This is a genomic window from Leptospira abararensis (genome assembly GCF_016918735.1).
In the GTDB taxonomy this organism is placed as follows: Bacteria; Spirochaetota; Leptospiria; order Leptospirales; family Leptospiraceae; genus Leptospira_A; species Leptospira_A abararensis.
Genome location: NZ_JAFFPR010000026.1, coordinates 1 through 2,649 on the forward strand (window position 1 = coordinate 1; position 2,649 = coordinate 2,649).

A 2,649-nucleotide genomic window follows, 5' to 3' on the forward strand; every position below is an offset into this window, starting at 1 on the left:
GAACCTCCACTTTGATACCCTTCAGTAGCAAATATGAATGCTTTGTTTGTAATAGCAAATTCAGTCATCCAAACTCTGTAGCCTCCAACAGCTTGATTTGGTGGCATACATATAAACTGGCCGATCGAATAGACTGGACAGTATCCCCAGTCTGTAAAACCGAATCCATAAGTGATAGAGTCTCCGAAGGGTCGAATAAGAACTGGTTTTGTTAGGTCAATAGATCTATCTTTAGCTTGAGTTTCGAAATTAAACGTATATAGCATAGTAATTGCTAAAAGTACAAATTTGATTGTTTGAGTAGTTTTCTTGAGTTTCATTTTATCCGTCCTATTTGTTTTTAAATTCAATATTAAGTTTGTCGCATTTCAGATAACGAACTAGACTTACCGAAGTTGTCCGACCCTGAGTCCCGGAACGGGACGTTAGGGACTGGCATGTAGCTTGCGGAAGCAAGGCGAATGCCAGGAGGACAATTTGGCGTAGCCCGAGCGAGGCCTTGTGCCGAAGCGTAGCGGTAAGTCGCTGTTATGCGAAGGAATGGACTATGCACAGATTATTCTGGTATTATACTTTCTTATTTTGATAGCGTGCGTTTTTTATTTTCAAGAATTAAGAGATATAATGGATATGATAAAAAGATTATAGCTGTTAAGAAAGCAAGTCCAAATGCAGATCCATATTTGCTTATTTCCGCCAGTATCCCATAAACTACTTCACCTCTCTTTGGTATAATAAATCCATTTTCATGTGTTATTATAATTGCGTCTTCCTGGTACTTATTAAAATTTTCAGCCCATATTAGCATGTTTTTATTTGTTGATGGACGTAATTCTTCGATTTTAATAATTTTTTTATAAGTATTTGGTATATGCTCCTCATCTTCAAATTGGAAATAGCCATTGTCTTTAAGTTCAATATTTAAATTCTTTATTGTTTTGTTTCCATTGTTTTTAATTTTTAATTCTAAAACACTCCATGTGTATGGATTGCGGTTTTTTAAAAAGTATTCTATATCTGAATTGATTGTTATATTTTTGCCACTATCAAATCGCAATTTTCTTAAGCTATTGATATATTCCGAAGCTTCAGCTGGAATAATAAATTTATTTATAGTTACACTAGAATCAATATCAATATCCTTTGAAAAGACTGTAATAAAAATTTGGTAAATTGTACCTAATGCAATAATTATTGTCGAAAGCTTACCAGCTAAAATCCATAATCTGTTTCTATTTGATGTTTTTATCATATTTATCCTTATAATTTCAATTTGTCCATCTTTCGCATAACGAATTAGGCTTACCGACGTTTCGTGTAGCTGAGCCTCTTTAGAGGCGTTAGCGTGACACGGAATGTGCCTTTAGGCCGAGCGAAGGCCCCACGAGATCCAGATTTTTTCAGAAATCTGAGGCGAAGTGGATAAGGCCTTGAGCGAGCGGTAAGCCGCTGTTAATTGCAGTTAGTTCGTATAGTAAAAGAGTAGAGTCGAAAGGTCAACAAAAGTGAGCGCAAATTTTCTCTTAATTCTTAAAAGCAAAAAATGCAAACTGCACTTAAATGGAGAGAAAGGCTTAAATTGTTCTCTTCCAAAGCTTAAATCGACAACAGCTTCCTAAAAAAATTTGCGCGTTTTCTTCTTTTGATCAACTAATTGCAATTAACGAACTAGGCTAACCGACGTAGGCTGGCCCTGAGTCCCAACGGGACGTTAGGGACTGGCACGTAGTTTGCGGATGCAAACGAGTGCCAGAAGCCTATGTGTCGCAGACCGAGCGAGGCCTTGTGCCGAAGCGAAGCGGTTAGTCGCTGTTATGCGACGGTCGTGTTATACACTGATTAGATTTTCGTGAAAAACTTCTTCTAATCTTATTATAGTTTTTAGAGTAGGGTTTGATTTATGTGGATTCTCAAACTTTTGGTAAGTTTGGTAAGCAATATTAAGTTTTTGAGCAATTTGTTTTTGACTTAAACCTTGTTTTTCTCTACTTTTCTTAAGCCAGATGGCGAAAGAGACATTTTTTTCTGGAGTAATGAATTTAATATCTTTTCCTTTTAATTTTGAGGGTTCGGGAATGTTTAATTTTCTAGAATCAATAGATTCTAAATAACCAGTTAATGCTTCTTGAGCATTTAATATTGCATCGTTTTCATTGTCGCCAAAAGTGAAACATCCTGGTAAATCAGGAAATTCAACATTAAAAACTTTATCTTTTGAACTGTATTTAATAATAGCTGGATAAGATATTTTCATTTGAGTCCTGCCTGTTTAAGTATTGCGTTCATAGTTCCATTTGGGATATCTCGATTACTATGAACAGGAACCGAGAGAGTTTTGTCTTTTTTCTTAAGTATGTGGTGTGATCCAGTGATTCTATCTAATTCCCAACCATCTTTTTTTAGAATTAATTCTTTTCCCGTCACAAGCAAAAATACAGCATTTGGGCTGTATTTGTCAATTGGTTTTTTCTACTTTTTTTGGTTAGGTAAGATTTTCACGACTGTTCGCATAACGACCTAGGCTTACCGACGTTTCGTGTAGCTGAGCCTCTTGAAGAGAGGCGTTAGCGTGACACGGAATGTGCCTTTAGGCCGAGCGAAGGCCCCACGAGATCCAGATTTCCTCAGAAATCTGAGGCGAAGTGGACA

Annotated in this window: 3 protein-coding genes and 1 pseudogene; all 4 read right to left on the bottom strand. The window is 36.6% G+C overall.

Annotated features, from left to right (window positions below; all coding sequences use genetic code 11):
* Positions 1-320 (bottom strand): annotated as a pseudogene (locus JWG40_RS08160) (hydrolase); the annotation flags it as partial.
* Positions 321-577: 257 nt separating this feature from the next.
* On the bottom strand, positions 578-1,252 hold the full coding sequence (locus tag JWG40_RS08165) for a hypothetical protein (RefSeq protein ID WP_205285346.1): 675 nt from the start codon (positions 1,250-1,252) through the stop codon (positions 578-580).
* A 576-nt stretch (positions 1,253-1,828) separates the two neighbouring features.
* Positions 1,829-2,254, bottom strand: a complete 426-nt coding sequence (locus tag JWG40_RS08170; RefSeq protein ID WP_205285347.1) for a type II toxin-antitoxin system HicB family antitoxin — start codon at positions 2,252-2,254, stop codon at positions 1,829-1,831.
* A complete protein-coding gene (locus JWG40_RS08175) occupies positions 2,251-2,424 on the bottom strand; it encodes a type II toxin-antitoxin system HicA family toxin (protein WP_332470421.1) in 174 nt (57 codons plus the stop codon). Before JWG40_RS08175 ends, JWG40_RS08170 begins: the two co-directional genes overlap by 4 nt.
* Positions 2,425-2,649 lie beyond the last annotated feature (225 nt).